Source organism: Roseiterribacter gracilis, from assembly GCA_018332375.1.
Classification (GTDB): domain Bacteria; phylum Pseudomonadota; class Alphaproteobacteria; order BOG-932; family Roseiterribacteraceae; genus Roseiterribacter; species Roseiterribacter gracilis.
On the sequence record BOPV01000001.1, the window covers coordinates 3,240,439 to 3,258,652 of the forward strand.

Below are 18,214 nucleotides of genomic sequence, written 5' to 3' on the forward strand. Positions count from 1 at the left end.
ATGTGCGGGCCCATGAAATTTCGCGGCCTCGCTGCAGCGTTGGTGTTGCTCGGATTGACGTCGTCGGCGCATGCGCAAGACGGGCCGCCGGGCGAAACGATCTGGCTCAAAGGCGCGACACATCGTTTGAAAGCGCGCGCCTATCGCAGTCCCGCGTCGAGCGATCATCCGCAACTCGTCGTCGTGCTGCACGGCGACTCACCGTTTCGCAATCCGTCCTACCAATATCTGTTTGCGCGCCGCGCCGCCGCGTCTAACGTCGATGTCGTTGCGGTCGGCTTGTTGCGCCCCGGCTATACCGATGGTGACGGTGAGACATCGGACGGCGAACGCGGCCGCACCACCGGCGACAACTACACCAAAGATGTCGTTGCCGACGTCGCCACTGCAGTCGACGAACTGAAGGCGCTTTTTGCTGCGCGCTCGGTCGTGCTGGTCGGACATTCCGGTGGCGCAGCAATTGTTGGCAACGTGATCGGCACCACGCCCAACCTCGCCGACGGCGCGATGCTGGTGTCGTGCCCGTGCGATCTGCCCGCCTTTCGCCGCCACATGTTTTGGAAGCAATGGGCACCCTTCTGGTTGTTGCCGGTCGACAGCCTGTCACCGCTGGCGCTGGTCGATCGCGTCCGGCCGACGACGCAGGTGCAGCTGCTGGTCGGCAGCGATGACGAGCTGACGCCGCCACGCTTCACGCAACTTTATGCGGATATGTTGAAGGCGCGCGGCGGCAACGTGTCGGTCACGATCCTGCCGGGCCAACCGCACGACATTCTATTGGAGCCACCGGTCTTCGCTTCGTTGACGGCGATGCTGCAGAAGATGGAAGCACGATGACCGAACGTCCGCGCGCAGTCGTACTGTGGCTGTTGTTTGCTGCTGCGATGGTTTTCGCCATGGCGGTGATCGGTGCGGTCACGCGTCTAACGGAAAGCGGTCTGTCGATCGTCGAATGGAAGCCGGTGGCGCAGATGCTGCCGCCGCTGTCGCACGCAGAGTGGGAACGCGTCTTCGCGCTCTACAAGGACTCGCCACAATACAGGCTGGTCAATGCGGGCATGACGCTCGCCGATTTCCAGCAGATCTTTTTCTGGGAATGGCTGCATCGTTTGTGGGGCCATCTGATCGGGATCGTCTATGCGGTGCCGTTCGTGTGGTTTCTGCTGAAGCGCGCCATTCCGCGCGGCTGGACGCGACCGATCCTGGGTCTGTTCGGTCTTGGCCTACTGCAGGGTCTGGTCGGCGCCTTCATGGTAGCGAGCGGTCTGGTCGATCGTCCGTCGGTCAGCCACTACCGGCTGGCGATGCACCTGGTTCTCGCCTTGGCGATTTTCGTTGCAACGATTTGGATCGCGCGCGGCATATCTTCGCCGCGTCCGAATGCAACGACGCAAACATTGCGGCTGCGCGGCCACGCAATCGCCGCCTTCACCCTGCTTGCGATCACGATCGTGTGGGGTGCGTTCACGGCCGGCTTGCGCGCCGGTCTTGTCTACGACACCTGGCCGTTGATGGGTCTGTCCTTGGTGCCGTCGGAATGGCTCGACCTCGCGCCCGCTTGGATCAATTTCGTCGAGAACCATGCGACGGTACAGTTCACGCACCGGCTGCTGGCCTATTGCACCTGTCTGCTCGTCATCGCGCTTTCGGCGCGTGCGATCGGTCTGGCGCGACCGGTCAAACGCTGGGGCCTGATCGCGGCGCATCTCGTTGTGTTGCAGGTCGCGCTGGGCGTTGCGACGGTGCTGTCGCACGTGCCGGTCTGGCTGGGCGCGCTGCACCAAGCGAATGCAATTCTGTTGCTCGGAGCGCTGACGATGCTGGTCTTCGAACTTGGGTCCAGGCACGCGCGATGACGATCCGCATCGCGCTCTATCGTGCGGTCAATCTCGGCGCCAAAACCAAGCTGCAAATGGCGCCGTTGCGCGCGATGGCGGGTGAGCTCGGTCTCGGCAATCCGCGCACCCTGATCGCCAGCGGCAATCTCGTGTTCGACGGCGGCGCCAAGAAAGAATCGGCGCTCGAGAAACTGCTCGAGAAAGAGACCGAGGCGCAGTTCGGTCTCAAGACTGATATTTTTGTGCGCACCGTGCCCGATTGGGACGCGATCATCGCGGCCAATCCATTCCCGCAACAGGCCGACGACGATCCCAGCCATCTGCTCGCGATGGTGCTGCGTGACGTGCCCGCATCCGACGCCGAGTTACAGGCGGCGATGAAGGGCGGAACCGAACGCGCCAAGATCGTCGGCCGTTGCGCCTATCTCTACTATCCCGACGGCGTCGGTGAATCGCGCATCACCACCGCGCTGATCGAGCGCAAGCTGGGAACGCGCGGCACCGCGCGCAACTGGAACACGGTGCGCAAACTCCAGGTCTTGGCGCAGAGCTAATCGAACGAGGTCGCACGTCTTTGATGTGCGGCTTTTCAATTACTGCTGCGGCTGAATCATGATCTGAAAATAGTGCCAGACATTGTCTTCCGGACCGTTGGTCAGGCGCTTCTGCGTCTTGCCGCCCGGCCAGAACAGATTGCCGCCCTTGCCCTGCATGCCCGTATATTCTTCGCCGTTCATCGTGGTGATGCCCCACGCCGCACCGTGATTGCGCCGGAAGATCTCGCCGACGTAAAAGCCGAATGCCTTGCCGTAATCGTCAATCGCCTTCTGTGGCGGCCGGACGCGCCGAGCGTCTTCGTACATTTGCCCCAGAATTTTTTCGATCTGCTGTACGCTTGCGTCGGAAAAATCCAGTTCGACATCGAACTGCGCGCGCGCGAAATCGACCACGTCGAGCGCATAGGCCTCTGCGATTTGTTGAATCTTCGCTTCGGCACGAAAGCTGCCCGCCATGGGTCCAGCCTCGGGCACTACGGTCGCGGCAGAACGGTGCCGGTTAAAGATCGCGCGCAGAATCGATTTCATGTCGGCCAACTGACCGTTCCGAAGCAGATTCGGCAAGCGTTTCCGCATGGCGGGAATAACGGCAATCCGGCGCTATGTTTCCTCCGGCCTAGGCCGCCTGCGGTTTGCGTAACGTCATCACCAGCAACGATGCGACCAGGCACAGTGCGCCGGCAACGATGAATGCAGGCAGATAGGTCGCGAAGTTGGAGCGCGAGAAGCCGCCGCCAAAGGCTGCGAACGCGGCGCCGATCTGGTGGAAGGTGAAGATCCAGCCGAACACCATGCCGGCGCGTTCGCGACCGAACTTGTCGGCGGTCAGGCGCACGGTCGGCGGCACGGTCGCGATCCAGTCGAGACCGTAGAACATCGCGAAGATCGACAGGCCGTAGAGCGAGAAATCGGTGAACGGCAGGAACAGCAACGATAGGCCGCGCAGCCCGTAATACCAGAAGAGCAGCCAGCGATTGTCGAACCGGTCCGACAGCCAGCCCGATCCGACCGTGCCGGCGAAATCGAACAGACCCATCAGCGCCAGCATGCTCGCAGCCGTGACGGCAGCGAGCCCGTAGTCGCCGCACAAGGCGACGAAGTGAGTCTGCACGAGACCGTTGGTGCTGGCGCCGCAGATGAAAAACGTCGCACCGAGAATCCAGAAGACGCGCGTGCCGGCCGCATCGCGCAACACGCGCAGCGGCGTTGCGAACAGCGCGGAAAAGCTACGATCGACGGGCGGGGGTGCGACCGGTGTGGTTTCGCCCAGCGGTGCCAGGCCAAGATCGAACGGCCGGTCGCGCATCAAGGCCATCACCGCGATTGCGGCCAGCGCAATCATCGCGACGACGAAGAGCAACGCGCTGCGCCAGCCATAGCGTTCGGTGAGCGACGCAAGCAGCGGCAGAAAAACGAGCTGACCGGTTGCAGAACTTGCGGTCAGCAAGCCGACAACCAGACCGCGTCGTGCGGTTGAACCAGCGTGTCGCGACCGTCGCCGCCAACACAAGCGCGGTCAGGCCGGTGCCGACGCCGAGCACGATTCCCCAGGTGAAGACCAACTGCCAGAGATGCGTCATCTGCAGCGACAGGATCAGGCCCGATGCGATCATCAGCAGCGCGATCGTCACGACTCGGCGCACGCCGAAGCGGTTCATGAACGACGCCGCAAACGGACCAAGCAGGCCGAACAACAACATGCGCACCGCCAGCGCGGCGGAAATGTCCGCGGCACTCCAGCCGAATTCGCGTTGCAGCGGCACCATCAACACGCCCGGCGCGCCGACGGCGCCGGCGGTGACGAGCAAGGTCAGGAAGGTCGCAACGACGACGGCCCAGCCGTAATGCACGCTGCGGCGCGCGAGAAAGGGGGCGAGATGCGCGGACAGCATGGCCAAGCCTCTTAAATGACGATCATCATCAAACTTGCGTTTAGATGATGGGTGTCATATATGTCTGTCAAGCGCTGGGGCGCAGAGGAGCCATGAGCGATGCGGGTCAGTCGGGAAAAGGCCGCCGAGAACCGGGCGCATGTCGTTGCGACCGCCAGCCGTCTGTTTCGGCAGAAAGGGTTCGATGGGATCGGCGTCGCCGATCTGATGAAAGAAGCCGGCCTGACGCATGGCGGCTTCTACGGTCAGTTTGACTCGAAAGAGCAGCTCGCGATCGAAGCGAGCCAGCTACAGCACGACGCATCGGCAGCGAAATGGCGCGCCACGGTCGAAGCCAATCCGAAACGTCCGTTCGACGCGCTGGTCGACCAGTATCTCAGCAAGCGTCATTGCGACGAGCTGGGCGGCTGCATGTTTGCGGCGCTCGCAGCCGATGCAGCGCGCCAGGGCGACGCAGTGCGCGCGACCTTCACCGACGGGCTGGAAGGGTTGCTCGCCGTGTTGGTCGAAGTGTCGCCGGGCCGCACCAAAGAAGCGCGCCGCCGCGCCGCAATCGCGACCATGGCGCAGCTTGTCGGCACGGTCGTGCTGGCACGCGCGGTCGACAGTCGTGCGCTGGCGGATGAAATCCGCACCGCCAGCGTTGCGTCGTTGAAAGCTGCAGCAGCGGGCTAGTACAGCCCGCCCGTACCCGTCGTTGCGGCCGGCGTCGCTTTCGACAAATCGTTGCCGACCATCTGATCGTCGCCGCGTCCGGGTTCGGTGCCCGGCAGATAGGCCTGCCAGATCGCGCGCGGATCGCCGAGACCAGTCTGGTTGCCGGTCGACGGATCGATACGCACCAGCTTCAAGCCGGACGGAATGCGGAACGGTGTCGGCGGTTCGTCGGCCAATGCCTTTGCGATGAATTCCTTGAACACCGGCGCCGACACGCCGCCGCCGGTTTCCTTGTCGCCCATCGGCTTGGGATCGTCGTAGCCGATGAACACACCGGCTGCGAGGTTGGGCGAGAAGCCGACGAACCACACGTCTTTGGATTCGTTTGTCGTGCCGGTCTTGCCTGCCAACGGACGACGCAACTGGCCGACGATCGCGGCGGTGCCGCGTTGCACGACGCCTTCCAGCATTTGCGTCAACTGATAGACGGTGCGCGGATCGTCGATCTGTTCGCGATCGTCGGGCGGCAACGGCGTCGCTTGTTTGCCCCAACCGACATTGGTGCAGTACTCGCAACCACGTTGGTCGTGGCGATACAGCGTCTTGCCGTAGCGATCCTGTATGCGGTCGATCAAGGTCGGCTGGATGCGTTTGCCGCCATTCGCCAACATCGAATAGGCGGTGACCATGCGCATCAACGTCGTTTCGCCGGCGCCCAGCGCCATCGACAGAACCGCGGGCATGTTGTCGACGATGCCGAACTTGCGCGCGGTCTCGACGATCTTCGGCATACCGATCGCAGCGGCGACGCGCACGGTGCAGACGTTGCGCGACTTTTCCAGCGCGACGCGCAACGGCATCGGACCATAGAAGCCGCCGCCGTAATTTTCCGGCGCCCAACGCGGCAGGCCCGGGCCCTGGTCGTATTCGACCGGCTCGTCGAGCACGATCGTCGACGGGGTGAAGCCGTTATTGAGCGCGGTCAGATAGACGAATGGTTTGAAGCTCGAACCCGGCTGGCGCATCGCCTGCGTCGCGCGATTGAATTCGCTGGTCGCATACGAGAAGCCGCCGACCATCGCCAGCACGCGGCCCGATTCCGGATCCATCGCAACGAACGCACCGTTGACGGCGGGCACCTGACGCAGCTTCCAACGCATCGCCACCGGCGCTTCTTCTTTCGGCGCTTCGCCCTTCTTCGGCTTGGCGACCGGCGCCGGCTTTTCATCGACCGGAAGATTTTCGACGTAGATCACGTCGGCGACTTTCACCACCGAGTCGACGTCTTTCGGAAACGCACCGAGGCCGCCTGTGGCCAACACCGGTCGCGCCCATTTGACGTCGGCCAAACGCAGCTCGGCGGTTTTGCCGTCGGCGAATCCGATCTTTGCGTGTTCTTTGCCGGTTTCGAGCACCGCTGCAGCGCGCCACGTATCGGCACCTTCGGGCACCGGAATGGCGGCCAGCTGCTTGGCCCAATCATTCATCGTTTTGAATTGCTGCACGGCGCCGCGATAGCCGTGGCGTTCGTCGTAATCGATCAGGCCGCGGCGCAGCGCGGTGACCGCAATCTGTTGCAGCTTGGGATCCAAGGTCGTGCGCACCGACAGACCGCCGCCATAGAGACCGTTGCTGCCATAGCGGCCGATCAATTGGCGGCGCACTTCTTCGGTGAAATGTCCGGCGACGACGGTGTCGGCGTCGCGCTGGCGCACGGTGATCGCCTGCGCCTTGGCTTCTTTCGCTTCGGCATCGGTGACGACGCCGTCTTCGAGCATGCGATCGATGACGTAGTTGCGGCGCGCGACTGCAGCTTCGTAGTGGCGCAGCGGATTGTAATTGTGCGGCGCCTTCGGCAGCGCGGCGAGGAAAGCGCTTTCCGACAGGTTCAGCTCGTCGAGCGACTTGCCGAAATAGGCCTGGGCTGCAGCAGCGACGCCGTACGACTGGAAGCCGAGATTGATCTCGTTGAGATAGATTTCGAGAATGCGCGGCTTCGACAGCACGCTTTCGATGCGATAGGCGAGCACCGCTTCCTTCGCCTTGCGTACATAGCTGACTTCGTTGTTCAGGAAGAAGATGCGCGTGACCTGCTGCGTGATCGTCGACGCGCCGATCGGGCGGCGGTTGCCGCCGGCATTCTTCAAGTTGGTCAACATGGCGCGCACGCTGCCGCCGATGTCGACGCCGTCATGCTCGTAGAAATTCTTGTCTTCGGCCGACAGGAACGCATTCACCAGACGCTGCGGGATTGCATCGATCGGAACGAAGATGCGGCGCTCGGTGGCGAACTCGGCCAGCATGCGTCCGTCGCCGGCGTGAATGCGCGTCGCGACCTTGGGTTCGTATTCTTTCAAGGTCGAATAGTCGGGCAGGTCCTTCGTCAGCGTTTTGAACGCGACGATCAGAACCACGAGGCCAACGATCGCCAAAAAGGCGAAGGCCGAAAACAGAACGGCAAGCACGCGCATTGAGAAATCCTTGGGGGCGCCAGGCGCTGGCGACAGCCGACTTTAACGCCGAACAGGCCCGCTGATCGCGGCAAAATAACGGTCGACCGCATGAAGCATCGCCTGGGCGAAGCGTCGCTGGTGGGTCGGGTCCGCCAACAGCTTGGAATCGCTGCTGTCTGATAGGTAACCCATCTCGACCAGGATCGAGGGCATGTCGGGCGCCTTCAGCACCGCAAACCCCGCCGACCGGTGCGGGTTCGCAACCGTCCGGATCCCGGTCGACTGTAATTCGTGCACCACGGTGGCGGCGAAGCGGTTCGACTGGTTGTTGGTCTCGCGCATCGTGAGGTCGGCGAGAATGCCGGCGACGTCGTCGTCGCCGACCGCCACGCCGCCCAACAAGTCGGCGCGGTTTTCTTTGCGCGCCAGACGCTCGGCCTGCGCGTCCGATGCTTTGCCCGACAACGTGTAGACGGTGGCGCCGCGCGCCGAACGGCCGGCGACAGTTTGCGGTCCGTCTGCTGTGGAATCGGCATGCAGCGAAATGAACAGCTCGCCGGCTGCTTGCCGCCCCAGTTTCACGCGATCACCCAGCACGACGAAATCGTCGGTCGGTCGAGTCAGCACGACGCGATAGCGGCCGCTCTCTTCCAGCGCGCGCTTCACCGCCAGTGAGTTGGCGTAGGTGACTTCTTTTTCGAAATAGCCGTTCACGCTTTCAGCGCCTGGATCGACGCCGCCATGCCCTGCGTCGAGCACGATCAGGCGCGGTCCGGATTTTTCTTTGCCGCTGCTGGGGCGCGTCGGCGCGGTCGGCAACGCAGCGGCCGGTGCGGTCACCGCCGCCTGCTGTTTCGGTTGGGAAGGCGTATCGACCGGTGCCGGTGCCTTGGGGGCGGCGACGGTGGGGGCGACGGGTTCGAGGCGTTTGGGCTCGGCTGGTTTGGGCTCCATGCCTGGCGGCAGGCGCAGCGTGCCGGCGCCGGGGAAGGCCGCGGCGGCGGTACGCGATGCGGGCTCGGCCGCCGGTGCCGCGCGGCGACCCCAGCTTTTGCCCAAGGACAGCGCGAATTCGATCGGGCCGGTCGGCTCGAGATCCAGAACGAACCGGGCCGGGCTGTGCCCGTCCGGCAGCATGCCGACCGCATTTACGACCTTGGCCGGCTTGGCCAATTCCAAGATCAGCCGAGTCGTCGCGCCCTCGGTCTCGGCCTTCCAGCTCTTAATAAGCGCGCGGCCGTTGCCGGACGGGCCGTGTTTGAAGTCCAGCGCCGGCATCTCGACCACGACGCGCTTGGGTCCGTCGGCCAGGGTGACGCGGAAGTCGCGGATCTCGCCCAGCTCCAACATAAAGCGGGTTCGGCCGCCCGGTTCGCCCAGCCGCACCTCCTGCACTGCCACGCCAGCCAGCGCGGGCAGCGGCAAAAGCAGCAGACAGAGGATGGTGAAAACGCGACGCAACACCCGGGAATCACTCCAATTCGGCCCCGATTCGGACCGTCGGGCCCGTTGTACGGGACGGTCCCGCGTCGGCCCAAGCCGTTCCGTGGGCGGTCGGTTGGACCGGGGCCGCCGCTTGTCGCCGTCAGGGTTGTGGATGGGTGGTCGGGTCCCTATGGTACCGGCCGCGACCAGCCTGGCCGTTGTGACGTACGTATCGTCGCTTCCCCGGTCGGCTGAACGGATTTCGTCTTCACGCGAGCGGTGCCCCGGCACAACTCTGCGACCCGCCCCGTCCTGGCTGCCCTTTTTGTGCGCCGTTTGACGGGAACGCGCGGTTCGCGGATCGGACCCGCTCCCGAACCCGAGGATCGGCCCGTCGTTGCCCGCCCGTCGCACGGGCGCCGCCGGCACCCGGACCTCGTAGGAAAAATACGCATGGCCAAGCGCATGCTGATCGATGCCACGCACGCGGAGGAAACGCGGGTGGCGATCGTCTCGGGCACCAAGCTCGAGGAATTCGACTTTGAGATCGCCAGCCGGCGACAGCTCAAGAGCAACATCTATCTGGCGAAAATCACGCGTGTGGAGCCGTCGCTCCAAGCCGCGTTCGTGGAATACGGTGGCAATCGCCACGGCTTTTTGCCGTTCCCCGAAATTCACCCCGACTATTACCAAATCCCCGTCGCCGATCGCGAACGGTTGGAAGCGGCAATGGCGAGCCAGGCCGAAGAAGCCGAAGAAAAGCGCGAACGCGCCGAACGCGGTGATCGTCCGGAACGTACCAGCGAGCGCGGCGGTGAACGCGGTGATCGCGAACGTGGCGGCCGCGGCCGTCGTCGTCGTCGTCGTCCGCGTCCGGGCGATGCACCGGGCAGCGAAGCGTCTGCGTCGGATGAAGCATCGGACGAGACCAGCGAAGAACTGCGCACCGACGAGCTGAGCGGCGATCTCGACGAAGCCGCCGCACGCGGTGAGTCCTACGAAGCGCACGATGCGGAAACGCACGACGATGCGCACGACGACCACACGCACGAAGAAGAAGAAGAACACGCGGCGGACGCGCACGCGGACGAGCATGTCCACGAGCACGGCAGCGAAGAAAAACGCGCTGACGAAAAGACCGACGACGAAACACCGCCGCCTTCGCGTCCGCGCGAAGCGTTGATGGCGAGCAATCTCGATCAGTCGCTCACCGGCGAAGCGCCGAACGACGCCGAAAAAGACGAACACGCCGCGCACGACCACGCCGAGCACGAGCACGAATCAGATCATGCTTCGGTCGAGCCCGACGCCGAGCAGGTCGAGGCCAGCGGCGCAGAAGAAGCCGAACATACCGAAGCTGCTTCAGCCGACGGCGCCATCAACGGCGAACACGGTAACGGCGAGGGCGGCGAAACCGCGCCGGCGGAAAAGCCGGAAGAACTCGGCGGCGACGACGTCGAGGACATGCAGCGCAAGCGGCGCTCGCAGATGCCGCGCTACAAGATCCAGGAAGTGATCAAGCGCCGCCAGATCATGTTGATCCAGGTGTCGAAGGAAGAACGCGGCAACAAAGGCGCCGCGGTTACGACCTTCCTGTCGCTGCCGGGTCGCTACTGCGTGTTGATGCCGAACACGCCGCGCGGCGGCGGCGTTAGCCGCAAGATTGCCAACGCGGGCGACCGCAAGAAGATGAAGGAGCTCCTGTCGGAGCTGGATGTGCCGGATGGCATGTCGGTCATTCTGCGCACGGCCGGCCTGGAGCGTTCCAAGACCGAGATCAAGCGCGACCTGGATTACTTGCTGCGCCTTTGGGATTCGATCCGCGAAACCACGCTGCAATCGACCGCGCCGGCGCTGATCTATGAAGAAGGCCGCCTGATCAAGCGCGCCATCCGCGATCTCTATGCACGCGACATCGACGAAGTGCTGGTTGCGGGTGACGAAGGCTACCGTCAGGCCAAAGACTTCATGCGCATGCTCATGCCGAGCCATGCCAAGCGCGTGCAGCCCTATCGCGACGAAGTTCCGCTGCTGTTCAAATACGGCGTCGAAAGCCAGATCGACGCGATGCACTCGCCGGTCGCGCAGCTCAAGAGCGGCGGCTACATCGTCATCAACCAGACCGAAGCGCTGGTTTCGATCGACGTGAACTCGGGTCGTTCAACTCGCGAGCGCGGCATCGAAGAAACCGCGCTCAAAACCAATTGCGAAGCCGCCGACGAAATCGCACGCCAGCTGCGGCTGCGCGATTTGGGCGGTCTGATCGTGATCGACTTCATCGACATGGAGGATCCGAAGCACGATTCTCAGGTCGAGCGCCGCCTCAAAGAGGCGATGAAGACCGATCGTGCGCGCATCCAGATCGGACGTATTTCCGCCTTCGGCTTGCTGGAACTGTCGCGTCAGCGTCTGCATCCGTCGCTGCAGGAAACCAACTTCGAAACCTGCATCCATTGCCGCGGCCTGGGCGTCGTTCGTTCGACCGAATCGACGTCCCTGCTGGTGCTGCGCGGGATCGAAGAAGAAGGCATCAAGCGCCGCGCCACCGAAATTCAGGTGCGCGTCCCGCCGCAGATCGCGTTGTTCATCCTGAACCACAAGCGTGGCGCAGTGGCTGAGATCGAACAGCGCTACGGCATGCGCGTGTTGATCGCGGTCGATGAATCGCTGCTAATCCCGGAATTCCGCGTCGAACGTTTGCGTCTGCGCGGCCCCGACGAGCCGGCTCCGCCGCCGATCCGTCAGGTCTATATGCCGGAGCCCGAGCCGGAGACCGACGACGACATCGTCGAGGATGAAGAAGAAACCGAAGAAGCACGCCCGGCGCGCGAGCGCAGTGGGGAACGTAGCAGCGAACGTGCCAGTGAGCGCAGCGGCGAACGTGCCGAGCGCAGCGCGCCGACCAGCGACGAAGATCGCCGTGGCAATCGCCGTCGCCGTCGTCGTCGTCGTGGCGGTCGTCGCGACGGTGAAGCCGGTCATGCAACCGAGGCGGATGAAGCCGCAGACGCGCATGCCGATCAGCATGCCGCCGATGACTCGGCGATTGAGCACAGCGAACACGAAGGCGGCGCACAGCACGCGGAAGCGGGCGAACATGCCGGCGGCGAAGAAGGTGACGGCGCAGCGCGTCGTCGTCGTCGCGGCCGTCGCGGTGGCCGCGGTCGTTCGCGCGATCGCGTGCGCAACGAGCAAGGCGAACTGGTCGAAGTCTCGCCGCACGAGAGCGACGAGTCGGAAGCAGTGCTCGACGATCAGCCGCCGCCGCCGACCGTCAGCCACGCCGACGAAGAACTGCCGTTCCCGCCGCCCGTGGCGCCGGTCAAAATCGAACCGGCCGTCGAACGCGCAGCACCGGTCAAATCGGTTGCCGTGGAAGATCCGGCCGCGCCGAAGCTGGACGACCAGCCGCCGCCGCCGCGCGACTACGAGGTTGTGAACCAACCACCGGAAACGCCGCGTCGCGGCTGGTGGAAGCGGATCAGCTCTTAAAACAAAACGGGCGGTGCAGCGATGCACCGCCCTTTTTCATGTCACCTGGATCCCCGCCTTCGCGGGGATGATGCAACAGCGCGGTCGCGCGGTTGCATCAATTCCGCTGCAGAAAATTCTCGATGCGCTTGGCTGCTTCGGTGACTTCTTCGGTCGAGCCGGGAAAGGCGAGGCGGATCGTGTGATTGCCGCGCGCCGGATCGAAATCCATCCCCGGTGTTGCAGCGACACCCGTCGCATCCAACAGACGCGCGCACCAATCGATGCTGTCGTTGGTCGCAAATCCCAGATCGGCATAGAAATAAAACGCGCCGTCGGGCGGCACGAGGCCGGTCACGCCGGCCCGTGTCAGCGTTTCGGTCAGCACATTCCGGCTGGCCGCGTAGCGACGCACATTCGCGTCCAGCTCGTCGCGGCAATCGAAGGCAACCACCGCGCCCTGCTGCGCCAAGGTCGGTGCGGCGATGTGAAGATTTTGCGCCAGACGTTCGACCGGACGTTCGAGATCGGGCGGCACGACCATCCAGCCCAGACGCCAGCCCGTCATGCAGAAATATTTCGAAAAGCCGTTGAACACGATCGCGCCGTCGTCGACTTCGAGCGCGCTGGTCGCGCGCGGCCCGAATTCGATGCCGTGATAAATCTCGTCCGACAGCAACCGCACGCGATTGTTGCGCGCCCAATCTGCCAGCGCCGCGAGTTCGCTTTTGGTCAGTACGGCGCCGGTCGGATTGGCTGGGCTGGCCAGCAACAAGCCTTGCACCGGCCGCTCCAGCGTTTCGAGCAGCGCCGGCGTCATCTGCCAGCGATCTTCGGCCCGCGCTTGCAGCTCGACCGCTTCCAACCCCAGCGCCATCAGCAGATTGCGGTAGGCGGGATAGGCCGGCGCCGCCATCGCGATGCGGTCGCCCGGATCGAACATGGCAAGAAACCCCAACACGAAGCCGCCCGACGAGCCGGTCGTCACCACGACACGCTTGGGGTCGAGTTCGACGCTGTATTGTTCGCGATAATGCTGTGCGATGCGCGCGCGCAGCATTTTCGTACCCAGCGCCTCGGTATAGCCAAGCTTGTCGCTGGCCAGCGCCGCCTGCGCCGCGGCGATGACCTTGGACGGGGCGCCGGTCGAGGGCTGTCCGACTTCGAGATGCAGCACCTGATCGCCTGCGGCGGCACGTGCATTGGCGCGGGCCAGCACATCCATCGCCAGAAAAGGGGCTACGCCGGCACGGGCGGAGATCTTCATGCGCGCATTCGTCATTTCAGGGACAAGGTTCTCGGGCCTACAGTCCGGCCTGGTTTCACGCAAGACGGACTGGCTGTGTCGAAGCGTATCCTCGCCTTCTTTCTCGCCCTGCTCTTTTTGATTCCGGCCGCGCCGGTGCGTCGCGCGTACGCCGCAGGCGACGACGTGTCGATCGTGCGCGACGCCGAGATGGAAGCGGCCATCAAAATGATGGCGCGCCCGATCTGGATTGCGGCGGGGCTCAAGCCCGACGACGTGTCGATCGCGCTGGTCGAAGACCCGCGCATCAACGCCTTCGTCGCGGGTGGTCAGAACATCTTCCTCAATACCGGTCTGATCATCGAGACGCGCAATGTCGGTGAGTTGCTCGGCGTCATCGCACACGAAACCGGTCACATTGCGGGCGGCCATTTGCTGCGCGCGGGCGAAGCGATGGACAACGCATCGTACCAAGCGATCCTCGCCATGGTGCTGGGCGGTCTTGCAGCCGCTGCAAGCCGTGACGGCGGTGCGATTGCGGGCGCGATCGGCGGCGGTCAGGAAATCGGCGCGCGCGCGTTCATGGCGTTTTCGCGCGGCCAAGAAAGCGCCGCCGACCAAGCAGCCGTTCGTTTCCTGCAAGGCGCCAAGATGCCGGCCGACGGTCTCGTCACGTTTTTCGAGAAGCTGCAAAGCCAGGAAGTGCTGCCCTCGACGCGCCAGGTCGAATATGTGCGCACCCATCCGTTGACGCGCGATCGTATTGAAGCGGTGCGCTATCAGGCCGAACGCAGCCCGTTCAAAGGCCAGCAATTCCCGGTCGAAATGCAGATCGCCTATCACCGCGTCAAAGCCAAGCTGTTGGCTTGGGCGCAGCCGGGTTTTGCGTTGCGCCGCTTCGGCCGCGGTGAAACCACGGTCGACGGGCGCTATGCGCGCGCAATCGCATTGTTCCGCGCCGGCAATCTCACCGAGAGTTTGAAAGTCATCGACGGGCTGATCGCCGAAAAGCCGAACGAAGTCTGGTTCTACGAATTCAAAGGCCAGGCCTTGTTCGAAAACGGGCGCGTGCTGGAAGCGGCGCAGGTGCTGCGCAAAGCATCCGACCTGGCGCCCAACGAAGGTTTGATTCGCATGGCGTCGGGACAGGCGCTGGTCGAAGCCAACAAGCCCGAACTGCTCGACGCGGCGATCAAGGATCTGAAAGCGGCGGCGATCAAAGAACGCAACGTGCCGCTGGTGCATCGTCTGCTTGCGACCGCGTATGGCCGCAAAGGCGACGAAGTCACCGCCAAGCTCGAACTCGCCGAAGAATCGGCGCTCGAAGGCCGCATCGTCGAAGCGCGCCGGTTGGCCGAACAGGTTCTGACCCGCGTGCCGCCCGGTTCGCGCCAGGCAATCCAGGCCCAGGACATTCTGGCTTCGACCAAGCCGCTCGACCCGGCGGTGCTGGAACGGATGGAACGGATGGAGCGCGAAGGGCGCCGGCGCCGCGGCCTCTAGGCTAGTCCATTGTTTTTCCGGGGATTTCTTCCGCCCCGGTCTAAAAATTTTGCCAGCCCGCCCCGTTCGACTAGGGTGCGCGCCCGAAAGGACTTCCGTTCATGCGTCTCGTACTAGCCCTGCTCGCTGCTCTGGCAGTGGCGCCCACTGCTTTTGCCGCCGATCCGGCCCCGGCTGCGACTCCGGCCGAAAAGGCCAAGATCGAAGCGGTCGTGCGCGACTACCTGTTGCAGCACCCTGAAGTGCTGGTCGAAGCGATTCAGAAGCTGGAAGCCAAAGAAGAAGCCGAGCGCAACGACAAGGCTGCGTCGGCGATCACGGCGAAGAAGGACGAGCTCTACAACGACGCGATGGCGCCGGTTGCGGGCAACCCGAAGGGCGACGTCACCGTCGTCGAGTTCTTCGACTACAACTGCCCTTACTGCAAAGCGGGCGCGCCGATCCTGAAGAAGGCGGCTGCTGCCGACGGCAAAGTCCGCATCATCTACAAAGAATTCCCGATCCTCTCGCCCGAGAGCGAACTGGCTTCGCGCGCGGCGCTGGCTGCGAACCTGCAGGGCAAGTACCTGCCGTTTCACGAAGCGGTGCTGGAACATAAAGGCAAGCTCGACTTGCCGACCTTGGTCACGATCGCAAAAGCGACCGGCGTCGATGCCGAACGCATGAAGACCGACATGAACAAGGCCGAGATCGACACCGCGATCAAAAAGAACAAGGCGCTGGCCCGTTCGCTCGAAGTGCGCGGCACGCCGGCCTATTTGATCGGCAATACGATGGTCGGCGGCCAGATCGATGTCGAAGAGTTCGCCGCCAAGATCGCCGACGCACGCAAGAAGTCGGCCTCGTGAGCGAGCCCGCTTCGATTCTGGTCCTCAACGGACCCAACCTGAACATGCTCGGATCGCGGGAACCCGCGATCTATGGGCGTGACACGTTGGAAGACATCGAAGCTGCCTGCGCCGAGCGCGCCGAGTTGCTCGGCTTCGCGCTCGATTTCCGCCAGAGCAACATCGAAGGGGAGTTGGTCACCTGGATTCAGTCGGCTCGCACCGAGCATGACGGAATCGTGATCAATCCTGGTGCCTACGGGCACACGTCGATCGCTCTACTCGACGCACTGACCTTCGCCGAATTGCCGGTGGTGGAAGTGCATCTATCCAACGTGTTCCGGCGGGAGGAATTCCGCTGGCACTCTTATGTGAGCCGCGTCGCCAACGGCGTGATTTGCGGGCTGGGTGCGCAGGGTTACCTGTTTGCACTCGACGCGATGGCTCGTTTGGTCGAGCGCGACTAATGCATGTTGGTGGTCGCGTTTTCCGTCGGAAAACGCTCTAAGGTCGCGCCCTTCTTTCCGGGACTGATTCGAAGATGCCGAAAATCGAAATTGACGACGATGTGATTCGTAAGCTCGCCGAATTGATGGGCGAGACCGGACTGACCGAAATCGAAGTTGCCGAAGGCGACCGTTCGATCCGCGTCAGCAAAGGTGCGACTGCGGTTGCCGCGGCCGTGGCGCCTGCGACGACGACCGTGACGGTCAGTGCTGCGGCGGTTGCAGCCGCGCCGGCCAACATCGCCGATCATCCAGGCGCAGTTCCGTCGCCGATGGTTGGTACGGCCTATCTGCAGGCCGAGCCTGGTTCGCCGCCGTATGTGAAAGTCGGCGACAAGGTCAGCGTTGGTGCGACCTTGCTGATCATCGAGGCGATGAAGGTGATGAACCCGATCAAATCGACCAAGAGCGGTACCATCACCCAGGTGTTGATCGATGACGGCCAGCCGGTCGAATACGGCCAGGTGCTGCTGGTCATCGAGTAAGCATCCGTGTTTGAAAAAATCCTGATCGCCAATCGCGGCGAAATTGCACTGCGCATCCATCGCGCGTGCCGCGAAATGGGCATCAAGACGGTGGCGGTGCATTCGACCGCCGACGCCGACGCGATGCATGTGCGTCTGGCCGACGAAGCGGTGTGCATCGGCCCGCCGCCGTCGCGCGATTCCTATTTGAACATGCCGGCGCTGCTGACCGCGGCGTCGATCACCGGCGCCGACGCGATTCATCCCGGCGTCGGCTTTCTGTCGGAAAATGCGCGCTTCGCCGAAATGGTCGAAGAGCACGGCTTCGTCTTCATCGGCCCGACGCCCGAACATATTCGCATCATGGGCGACAAGGTCACGGCCAAGCGCACCGTGTCGTCGCTGGGCCTGCCAGTCATTCAAGGTTCGGATGGCGGTCTGGACACGCTGGAGAAGGCGTTCGCGACTGCCGACCGCGTCGGCTATCCGGTGCTGATCAAGGCCGCAGCGGGCGGTGGCGGCAAAGGCATGCGCGTCGCCAATTCGCGCGACGAACTTGAGAACGCCTACAAAGTCGCGCGCAACGAAGCCAAGTCGTTCTTCGGCAACGACGAGGTCTATCTCGAACGCTATCTCGCCAAGCCGCGCCACATTGAAATCCAGCTGTTCGGCGACACGCACGGCAACGCCGTGCATCTGGGCGAGCGCGATTGCTCGATCCAGCGCCGTCACCAAAAGCTGATCGAAGAAGCGCCGTCGCCGGCGCTGAATGTCGACGAGCGCGCCAAGATCGGCGCGCTGGCCGCGCGCACCGTCAAGCTGATGGGCTATCGCGGCGCAGGAACGATGGAGTTCCTGTACGAGAACGGCGAGTTCTTCTTCATGGAGATGAACACGCGCATTCAGGTCGAACATCCGGTGACCGAAATGATCACCGGCATCGATCTCGTGCGCGAACAGATCCGCATCGCTGCCGGCCAGCCGCTGTCGTTCCGCCAGGAAGACATCGAAATTCGCGGCCACTCGATCGAGTGCCGCATCAACGCCGAGAATTCCGAAACCTTCATGCCGTCGCCGGGCCTGGTGAAGCACTATCACCCGCCGGGTGGATTGGGCGTGCGCGTGGATTCGGCGCTCTATGACGGCTACCGCGTGCCGACCCACTACGACAGCTTGATCGCCAAGCTGATCGTGCACGGCAGCTCGCGCAACGAATGTCTGATGCGTCTGCGTCGGGCCTTGTCCGAATTCGTGATCGACGGGATCGATACGTCGCTGCCGCTGCAGCAACGCATTATCCGCGATCCCGATTTCGTCGACGGCAATTACGACATTCACTGGCTGGAGCAGCAGCTCGGCAAGCTGTAACCTGCCG

The 18,214-nt window shown here is 63.5% G+C and carries 14 protein-coding genes and 1 pseudogene; 10 read left to right on the forward strand and 5 right to left on the reverse strand.

The window, feature by feature from the left end:
• The first annotated feature begins 12 nt into the window (after nucleotides 1-12).
• Genes TMPK1_RS16190 through TMPK1_RS16200 form a run of 3 tightly spaced genes read left to right on the forward strand, consistent with a single transcriptional unit; the run spans nucleotide 13 to nucleotide 2,392 of the window.
• The gene (locus TMPK1_RS16190) at nucleotides 13-837 is read left to right on the forward strand and encodes an alpha/beta hydrolase (protein WP_420244254.1); all 825 of its coding nucleotides are present in this window, start codon (nucleotides 13-15) and stop codon (nucleotides 835-837) included.
• A complete protein-coding gene (locus TMPK1_RS16195) occupies nucleotides 834-1,856 on the forward strand; it encodes a COX15/CtaA family protein (protein WP_420244256.1) in 1,023 nt (340 codons plus the stop codon). Before TMPK1_RS16190 ends, TMPK1_RS16195 begins: the two co-directional genes overlap by 4 nt.
• Nucleotides 1,853-2,392 (forward strand): DUF1697 domain-containing protein, encoded by a 540-nt coding sequence (locus tag TMPK1_RS16200; protein WP_420244258.1) that lies wholly within the window; start codon nucleotides 1,853-1,855, stop codon nucleotides 2,390-2,392. The genes TMPK1_RS16195 and TMPK1_RS16200 overlap by 4 nt, the downstream gene beginning before the upstream one ends.
• Nucleotides 2,393-2,431: 39 nt before the next feature.
• Here the strand turns inward: TMPK1_RS16200 and TMPK1_RS16205 are convergent, their stop codons facing one another.
• Both TMPK1_RS16205 and TMPK1_RS16210 read right to left on the reverse strand, forming a co-directional pair.
• Nucleotides 2,432-2,851, reverse strand: coding sequence for a hypothetical protein (locus TMPK1_RS16205; RefSeq protein WP_420244259.1), 420 nt, complete (start codon nucleotides 2,849-2,851; stop codon nucleotides 2,432-2,434).
• Between the two features lie 160 nt (nucleotides 2,852-3,011).
• Nucleotides 3,012-4,287: pseudogene (locus TMPK1_RS16210) on the reverse strand (MFS transporter).
• A 99-nt stretch (nucleotides 4,288-4,386) separates the two neighbouring features.
• Between TMPK1_RS16210 and TMPK1_RS16215 the strand changes: the two are divergent.
• Entirely contained in the window at nucleotides 4,387-4,962 is a 576-nt protein-coding gene (locus tag TMPK1_RS16215) for a TetR/AcrR family transcriptional regulator (RefSeq protein WP_420244260.1), read from the forward strand.
• On the opposite strand, the gene TMPK1_RS16220 is transcribed toward TMPK1_RS16215, so the two are convergent.
• Together TMPK1_RS16220 and TMPK1_RS16225 are read right to left on the reverse strand one after the other, a co-directional pair.
• Complete coding sequence (locus tag TMPK1_RS16220) at nucleotides 4,959-7,415, reverse strand: penicillin-binding protein 1A (RefSeq protein ID WP_420244261.1); 2,457 nt, start codon at nucleotides 7,413-7,415, stop codon at nucleotides 4,959-4,961. The genes TMPK1_RS16215 and TMPK1_RS16220 overlap by 4 nt on opposite strands.
• 42 nt (nucleotides 7,416-7,457) lie before the next feature.
• Nucleotides 7,458-8,861 carry an N-acetylmuramoyl-L-alanine amidase family protein gene (locus TMPK1_RS16225; protein WP_420244262.1) on the reverse strand — a complete coding sequence of 468 codons (1,404 nt, stop codon included), beginning with the start codon at nucleotides 8,859-8,861 and terminating at the stop codon, nucleotides 7,458-7,460.
• Nucleotides 8,862-9,275: 414 nt separating this feature from the next.
• Between TMPK1_RS16225 and TMPK1_RS16230 the strand changes: the two genes are divergently transcribed.
• Complete coding sequence (locus tag TMPK1_RS16230; RefSeq protein ID WP_420244263.1) at nucleotides 9,276-12,314, forward strand: Rne/Rng family ribonuclease; 3,039 nt, start codon at nucleotides 9,276-9,278, stop codon at nucleotides 12,312-12,314.
• Between the two features lie 97 nt (nucleotides 12,315-12,411).
• On the opposite strand, the gene TMPK1_RS16235 is transcribed toward TMPK1_RS16230, so the two are convergent.
• Nucleotides 12,412-13,560: a pyridoxal phosphate-dependent aminotransferase gene (locus TMPK1_RS16235; protein WP_420244264.1), complete on the reverse strand. Its 1,149-nt coding sequence runs from the start codon at nucleotides 13,558-13,560 to the stop codon at nucleotides 12,412-12,414.
• A 75-nt stretch (nucleotides 13,561-13,635) separates the two neighbouring features.
• Between TMPK1_RS16235 and TMPK1_RS16240 the strand changes: the two genes are divergently transcribed.
• From TMPK1_RS16240 to accC, 5 genes are all read left to right on the forward strand, one after another.
• The gene (locus tag TMPK1_RS16240; protein WP_420244266.1) at nucleotides 13,636-15,042 is read left to right on the forward strand and encodes a M48 family metalloprotease; all 1,407 of its coding nucleotides are present in this window, start codon (nucleotides 13,636-13,638) and stop codon (nucleotides 15,040-15,042) included.
• A 101-nt stretch (nucleotides 15,043-15,143) separates the two neighbouring features.
• On the forward strand, nucleotides 15,144-15,890 hold the full coding sequence (locus tag TMPK1_RS16245) for a DsbA family protein (RefSeq protein ID WP_420244267.1): 747 nt from the start codon (nucleotides 15,144-15,146) through the stop codon (nucleotides 15,888-15,890).
• Nucleotides 15,887-16,336: a type II 3-dehydroquinate dehydratase gene (aroQ, locus tag TMPK1_RS16250; protein WP_420244269.1), complete on the forward strand. Its 450-nt coding sequence runs from the start codon at nucleotides 15,887-15,889 to the stop codon at nucleotides 16,334-16,336. Before TMPK1_RS16245 ends, aroQ begins: the two co-directional genes overlap by 4 nt.
• Before the next feature lie 74 nt (nucleotides 16,337-16,410).
• The gene (gene accB / locus TMPK1_RS16255) at nucleotides 16,411-16,860 is read left to right on the forward strand and encodes an acetyl-CoA carboxylase biotin carboxyl carrier protein (RefSeq protein ID WP_420244270.1); all 450 of its coding nucleotides are present in this window, start codon (nucleotides 16,411-16,413) and stop codon (nucleotides 16,858-16,860) included.
• A gap of 6 nt (nucleotides 16,861-16,866) precedes the next feature.
• Nucleotides 16,867-18,207: an acetyl-CoA carboxylase biotin carboxylase subunit gene (gene accC / locus TMPK1_RS16260; protein ID WP_420244271.1), complete on the forward strand. Its 1,341-nt coding sequence runs from the start codon at nucleotides 16,867-16,869 to the stop codon at nucleotides 18,205-18,207.
• Nucleotides 18,208-18,214: the final 7 nt, after the last annotated feature.